Origin of the sequence: Enterococcus lemanii (assembly GCF_016909125.1) — a bacterium.
GTDB classification, from domain to species: domain Bacteria; phylum Bacillota; class Bacilli; order Lactobacillales; family Enterococcaceae; genus Enterococcus_I; species Enterococcus_I lemanii.
Genome location: NZ_JAFBFD010000006.1, coordinates 74,750 through 80,749, shown reverse-complemented (window position 1 = coordinate 80,749; position 6,000 = coordinate 74,750). Strand labels below are relative to the sequence as shown.

The window sequence follows — 6,000 nt, the reverse complement described above, 5'->3', positions numbered from 1 at the left end:
ACTTAATTATAAGGGAAACAGATGCTTTTTTGTTATAGAAAGAAAAAGGGTGTTCTTACCAATTTCTTAGTAACAACACCAAATATTATAGACCCAAATAAAGAGGTTCTTTACGAAGAGACCTCTTTTGATGGTTTGTAAATAATAGTTTAAAACTAACCTTGCTTCCGATAAAAAGTCGCGGTCATGCCTGTTTTGTTCTTAAATAACCGACTAAAATACGCAAAGTTTTCAATTCCAATTTCCAAGGAAATATTTTGAATTGATGCATTGGTATAGCGGAGTAGATCCTTTGCATAAGAGATTTTTTTGGTAATCAAATAATCAATAGGAGGAATCCCAATGTATTTTGAAAACTGTTTGTTGAGTTGATATTTATTAATATGAAAGACTGTTTCTAAATCGTCTAAAGTCAAATTTTCCTTGAAACGTTGATCGAGGTATTCTTTTAAAAGGGTCACTTGCTTAGGAATGTCTTCAACCGCAAAGTCAAGTTGGTACTTTTGTAAAATGGCTTCATTTAAAAGTTTGTGAACGGCAACAGAAGTATGAAAATCGGTTCGGGCGTTTGCATTTTTTTGTTGCTGGATCAACAATGAAATGATTCGGTAGATAGGATTGTCACTTGCTTGGCCAGTTGCATGAAAAACTGGGCTTTTATCTTTGCAGTATTCTTGATAGAGTGATTGACTTTGCCCACCATAGAAATGAATCCAGACCATTTCCCATGGTTCTTCACTGACCGTTTTGTATAGCTGGTGTTCTTGGCAATCAATCCAAAAAAAATCACCAGGCTTTAAGTGGTATTCTTTCCCTTGATATTGTAAAAAACCTTGTCCGCCTAAAGTAAATTTAATTAAATAAGAGGGTAAATTTTCTCTTTCAGTAAAATAGGGTTTGAAGGCTTTGAAATGTCCGATTTCTTGTAGATAAAAAAAGAGTTCTTTGCTTTTTTGTGATGGGGTGTGAATGACCCGCTCAGAATCTTTTGTCCATGAATGATCTGCTTTTTCCCAATAAACCATTTGTAATTTCCTCCTTACCAAGATAGTGCAATTATACACCAAAATCATCCAATGGAAAATGGTTTCATTTGCGCTATGATAAAGACATCAAAGAAATGAAGTAAAGGAAGTGAAAAGACAAATGAATACGTATATCGCGGTTGATATTGGTGCTTCAAGCGGTCGTTTGGTCAAAAGCTCACTGATTGATGGCAAAATACAGATGGAAGAAATTTACCGATTTAAAAATGGTTTTTCATTTAAAGACAATCATGAACGTTGGGATATTGATTATTTGACTACAGAAATTTTAAAAGGGCTTTCTGTAGCCAAAAAACAAGGCTTGACCCATTGTTATTTAGGTATTGATACGTGGGCAGTTGATTATTGTTTATTAGACGAACAAGGACAGTTAATTGACCAGCCGATTTCTTATCGCGACGCCCGAACCAATGAAGGGTTACAAAGCTTTAGCCAGAAAATGTCACTAGAAAAATTATATGAAAAAACAGGGATTCAAATCCAACCGTTTAATACTATTTTTCAATTATTTGTCGAAGAAAAGGAACGTTTGGAACAAGCAAAGACGCTACTCTTAATTCCAGATTACTTGGGCTATGTATTCACTGGGAAAAAGGTAACAGAAAAAACCAATGCTTCTACTATGCAGCTATTAAATGCGAATACACAAACTTGGGATGAAGAACTTCTTGAACTTATTCAAGTGGAGGCCTCACTTTTCCCACCGTTAGTTGAAGCGGGGACCGTATTAGGAGAACTCTTAATTGATAAATTCCCAGAGCACGATTTGCCAGCGGTTACTATTATTAATGTTGCCAGTCATGACACGGCTTCAGCGGTATTAGGCACACCAGGTTATGGTGAAAATTGGGCTTATATTAGTAGTGGTACGTGGTCATTACTCGGGATTGAAACGACGATTCCAAATGTTTCGCTCGAAGCGTTTCAGGCCAACTACACAAACGAATGGGGCGCGCATAATACGATTCGTTTTTTAAAAAATATTATGGGGATGTGGTTGATTCAAGAAGTGGCGCGGATGCAAGATTATCAATATAGCTATGCGCAATTAGCGGAACTTGCAGCAAATGAAGCCGCTTTTCAACAATTTATTGATGTGAACGATCCACGTTTTTTAAATCCGGTGAACATGATTGAGGAATTGCAAGCTTATTGTCAAGAAACCAATCAAGTCGTTCCGGTGACGCCAGGGGAACTTGCTCGTTGTGTCTATGATAATTTAGCTTTATGTTATGCGACTGAATTAAAGCAATTAGAGAAACTTAGTGGTACAGAGGATAAAATCGAAACGTTACACATTGTTGGTGGCGGTTCAAATAATCGTTTCTTAAATCAACTAACAGCCAACGCCACACAAACAACGGTCATTGCCGGACCAGGAGAAGCAACTGCAATTGGGAATTTAGTGATGCAAATGTTAAGTGTTGGAGAATTTTCGACTGTTGAGGCTGCCAGAAAGGCCATTGAAAACTCATTTACTTGTGAAACGTACGAACCAGAAGCTTTTGAAGCATCGATTTTCGTTAACTATTTAAAAACAATGCAACGATAAGAAAGAAGGGCAAAGAATGAATACTACAGAAAAATATTTAGCAGCAAAAGAAAAATATGCCAGTATCGGCGTGGATACCGATGCCGTATTAAAAGAATTAGAAAAAGTAAAAATTTCAATGCACGTATGGCAAGGCGATGACGTTCAAGGCTTTTTGAGTGATGGTGAATTAACCGGAGGAATTTCAGTTACTGGGAATCATCCAGGAAAAGCCACTAACCCAACAGAATTACGCCAAGATTTAGAAAAAGCGTATTCTTTCATTCCAGGCAAACATAAATTAAACTTACATGCGATTTATTTAGACACGGATGAAAAAATCGATTTAAATGAAATCGAACCAAAACATTTTGAAAAGTGGGTAGCATGGGCTAAAGAACAAGGTTTAGGGTTAGATTTTAATCCGACTTTCTTCTCACATCCAATGTTTAAAGATGGTTTTACTTTATCTTCTCCAGAAAAAGAAGTACGTGATTTTTGGATTGAGCATGGCAAACGTTCCCGTAAAATTGCAGAATATTTTGGGAAAGAATTAGGGCAAGTTTGTGTCAATAATTTCTGGGTGCCAGATGGTTATAAAGACAACCCAATTGATCGTTATAGTCCAAGAAAGCGTCTGATGGAATCTTTAGATGAAATTTTTGCAGAGGAATTAGATCCGTCATTGACGTTAGATGCGGTTGAAAGTAAGTTGTTTGGTTTAGGAGCAGAGGCATATACCGTTGGTTCTCACGAATTTTATATGGGCTATGGTTTAACGCGTCAAAAATTAGTTTGTCTAGATGCCGGTCATTTCCATCCAACGGAAGTGATTTCAAATAAACTTTCTTCTTTAGGACTATTTAGTGAAGGGATTTTATTACACGTTTCACGTCCGGTTCGTTGGGATTCTGACCACGTGGTGATTATGGATGATGAATTACAAGAAATTGCAAAAGAGCTAGTTCGCAATGACTTACTAGGAAAAACAAACATTGGATTAGATTTCTTTGATGCAACCATTAACCGTGTGGCTGCCTGGGTGATTGGAACAAGAAATACGATTAAAGCTGTTTTAAAAGCAATGCTAGAACCAACAGATTATTTAAAACAAATTGAATTAGACGGCGATTTTACCACACGTTTAGTCTTAACAGAAGAATTAAAAGACTTCCCTTACGCAGATGTTTGGAACTATTATTGTGAACAACAAGGCGTACCAGTTGGCCTTGATTGGTATAAAGAAGCACAACAATATGAACAAGATGTTTTATTAAAACGCTAAAATTAGGAGAGATTGATCAATGAAAAAAATCGATTTAAAACATGGCTCATTTTTGAAAGAAATGGTTGCGACCACTTCAAATTTATACCGTCTAGGTTGGGATGAAAGAAACGGTGGGAATATTTCTTATCTTTTAACAGAAGAAGAAGTCCGTCCTTTTTTAGATGTGAATCACGTGATTCGTCAAATTCCAATGATTTTTGATGCGAGTCAATTAATTGGAAAATATTTTATCGTGACTGGTTCTGGGAAATACTTTAAAAATGTTGCCGATGATCCAGCAGCTAACTTAGGTGTGGTACGCGTAGCAAACGACGGGAAAACCTTAGATTTATTATGGGGCTTAGAAAACGGTGCGGTGCCAACTAGTGAGCTACCAAGTCACTTTATGAGTCATATCGCTCGCTTAGAAGTGGACCCTGAAAACCGGATCATTATGCATAACCATGCGAGCCATTTACTGGCGATGACCTTCACTCATGACTTAGATGAAAAAGCCTTTACCCGTACTTTATGGCAAATGTGTACCGAGTGTCTAGTTGTCTTTCCTGAAGGGGTCTCCATTATTCCGTGGTTAGTTCCAGGAACCAATGAAATTGGCGAAGCAACCGCTGCTAAAATGAAAGAAACGCGTTTAGTAATGTGGCCGCAACATGGGGTTTATGGTGCCGGTAAAGACATGGATGAAGTATTTGGCTTAATCGAAACAGCCGAAAAAGCAGCACAAGTTTATACTTATGTGCAAGCACAAGGCGGCGTGAAACAAACGATTAGTGATGAAAATCTTTGGAAATTAGCCGATGCATTTGGAGTGGCACCACGCGTAGGTTATTTAGAAGAAAAGTAAACAATCGATCTTTCAAATCTTCCAAGGTTTGAAAGATTTAAATAAAAAAAACTTGTGAATAAAAACACAATAGGAGGAAATAGCAATGGTAAACAGAATGATTTTAAACGAAACATCATACTTTGGTCAAGGTGCTGTTGAAAATGTGGCAACAGAAATTTTAGCTCGTGGCTTTAAAAAAGCAGTTGTTGTAACAGATAAAGATTTAGTCGAATTTGGTGTCGTTGATAAAGTAACGCGCCACTTAACGAAAGCCAACATTGATTTTGTGATTTATGATGGCATTGTACCGAATCCAACAATCGAAAATGTAAAAGACGGTGTGGCCTTTGTTAAAGAAGCGCAAGCCGATTGTTTAGTGGCGATTGGTGGCGGTTCGCCAATTGATACTGCAAAAGCGATTGGAATTATTGTCACCAATCCTGAATTTTCGGATGTTATTAGCCTCGAAGGCGTCGCAGACACTAAAAATCCTTGTTTGCCAATTTTAGCGGTACCAACTACTTCAGGAACGGCTGCTGAAGTGACCATTAATTACGTGATTACCGATAAAGAAAATAATCGTAAATTTGTTTGTGTGGATCCACATGATATTCCAATTGTGGCGTTTGTCGATAGTGATATGATGATGGGGATGCCAAGTGCGCTTTGTGCGGCAACTGGGATGGATGCGATGACACATGCAATCGAAGGTTTTATTACGCAAGGTGCATGGGAAATGAGTGACATGCTCCATATTAAAGCCATTGAAATTATTGGCCGTTCATTACGTGATTCAGTTAAAGGCGATCAAGTAGCCCGCGAACAAATGGCTCTTGGTCAATACATCGCGGGTATGGGGTTCTCAAACGTTGGTCTAGGATTGGTTCACGGAATGGCTCACCCACTAAGCGCTTGGTATAATGTGCCACACGGGGTTGCTTGTGCAGCATTATTACCAACAGTAATGAAATATAATAAAGATTTTACTGGGGAAAAATACCGTGAAATTGCACTTGCTCTAGGAATTGAAAATGCGGCGACAATGAGCTTAACGGATGTTAGAGACGCTGCTTGTGATGCGATTGATCAATTAAGTCAAGACGTTGGCATTCCAGCAACGATTTCAGAATTAGGCGTGAAAAAAGAAGATTTACCACAAATTGCAGAAGATGCTTTACGTGATGTTTGTACACCAGGAAATCCTCGTCAAACATCCCTAGAAGATATTATTGCGTTATATACAAGTTTAATGTAATTTTATTCAAACCAAACGGCCCGACAGTCATAAATCTAGAAGGGTCGTTTTTTA

5 protein-coding genes are annotated in these 6,000 nt (G+C 37.9%); 4 read left to right on the top strand and 1 reads right to left on the bottom strand.

Annotation, left to right across the window (positions count from 1 at the left end):
• Positions 1-155 precede the first annotated feature (155 nt).
• Positions 156-1,025: an AraC family transcriptional regulator gene (locus JOD14_RS03045; protein WP_204653217.1), complete on the bottom strand. Its 870-nt coding sequence runs from the start codon at positions 1,023-1,025 to the stop codon at positions 156-158.
• Positions 1,026-1,146: 121 nt separating this feature from the next.
• On the opposite strand from JOD14_RS03045, the gene rhaB reads away from it, so the two are divergent.
• The 4 genes from rhaB (at position 1,147) to fucO (ending at position 5,946) form a co-directional block, all read left to right on the top strand.
• The gene (rhaB, locus tag JOD14_RS03040) at positions 1,147-2,598 is read left to right on the top strand and encodes a rhamnulokinase (protein WP_204653216.1); all 1,452 of its coding nucleotides are present in this window, start codon (positions 1,147-1,149) and stop codon (positions 2,596-2,598) included.
• A gap of 16 nt (positions 2,599-2,614) precedes the next feature.
• Complete coding sequence (gene rhaA, locus JOD14_RS03035) at positions 2,615-3,862, top strand: L-rhamnose isomerase (protein ID WP_204653215.1); 1,248 nt, start codon at positions 2,615-2,617, stop codon at positions 3,860-3,862.
• A gap of 19 nt (positions 3,863-3,881) precedes the next feature.
• Positions 3,882-4,709 (top strand): rhamnulose-1-phosphate aldolase, encoded by an 828-nt coding sequence (rhaD, locus tag JOD14_RS03030; RefSeq protein ID WP_204653214.1) that lies wholly within the window; start codon positions 3,882-3,884, stop codon positions 4,707-4,709.
• An 85-nt stretch (positions 4,710-4,794) separates the two neighbouring features.
• Positions 4,795-5,946 (top strand): lactaldehyde reductase, encoded by a 1,152-nt coding sequence (gene fucO / locus JOD14_RS03025; RefSeq protein ID WP_204653213.1) that lies wholly within the window; start codon positions 4,795-4,797, stop codon positions 5,944-5,946.
• Positions 5,947-6,000 lie beyond the last annotated feature (54 nt).

Excerpts from the sequence above, each read along its gene's own strand:
- JOD14_RS03045 (WP_204653217.1), bottom strand. The coding sequence starts at position 1,025 with ATGGTTTATTGGGAAAAAGCAGATCATTCATGGACAAAAGATTCTGAG.
- rhaB (WP_204653216.1), top strand. The coding sequence starts at position 1,147 with ATGAATACGTATATCGCGGTTGATATTGGTGCTTCAAGCGGTCGTTTG.
- rhaA (WP_204653215.1), top strand. The coding sequence starts at position 2,615 with ATGAATACTACAGAAAAATATTTAGCAGCAAAAGAAAAATATGCCAGT.
- rhaD (WP_204653214.1), top strand. The coding sequence starts at position 3,882 with ATGAAAAAAATCGATTTAAAACATGGCTCATTTTTGAAAGAAATGGTT.
- fucO (WP_204653213.1), top strand. The coding sequence starts at position 4,795 with ATGGTAAACAGAATGATTTTAAACGAAACATCATACTTTGGTCAAGGT.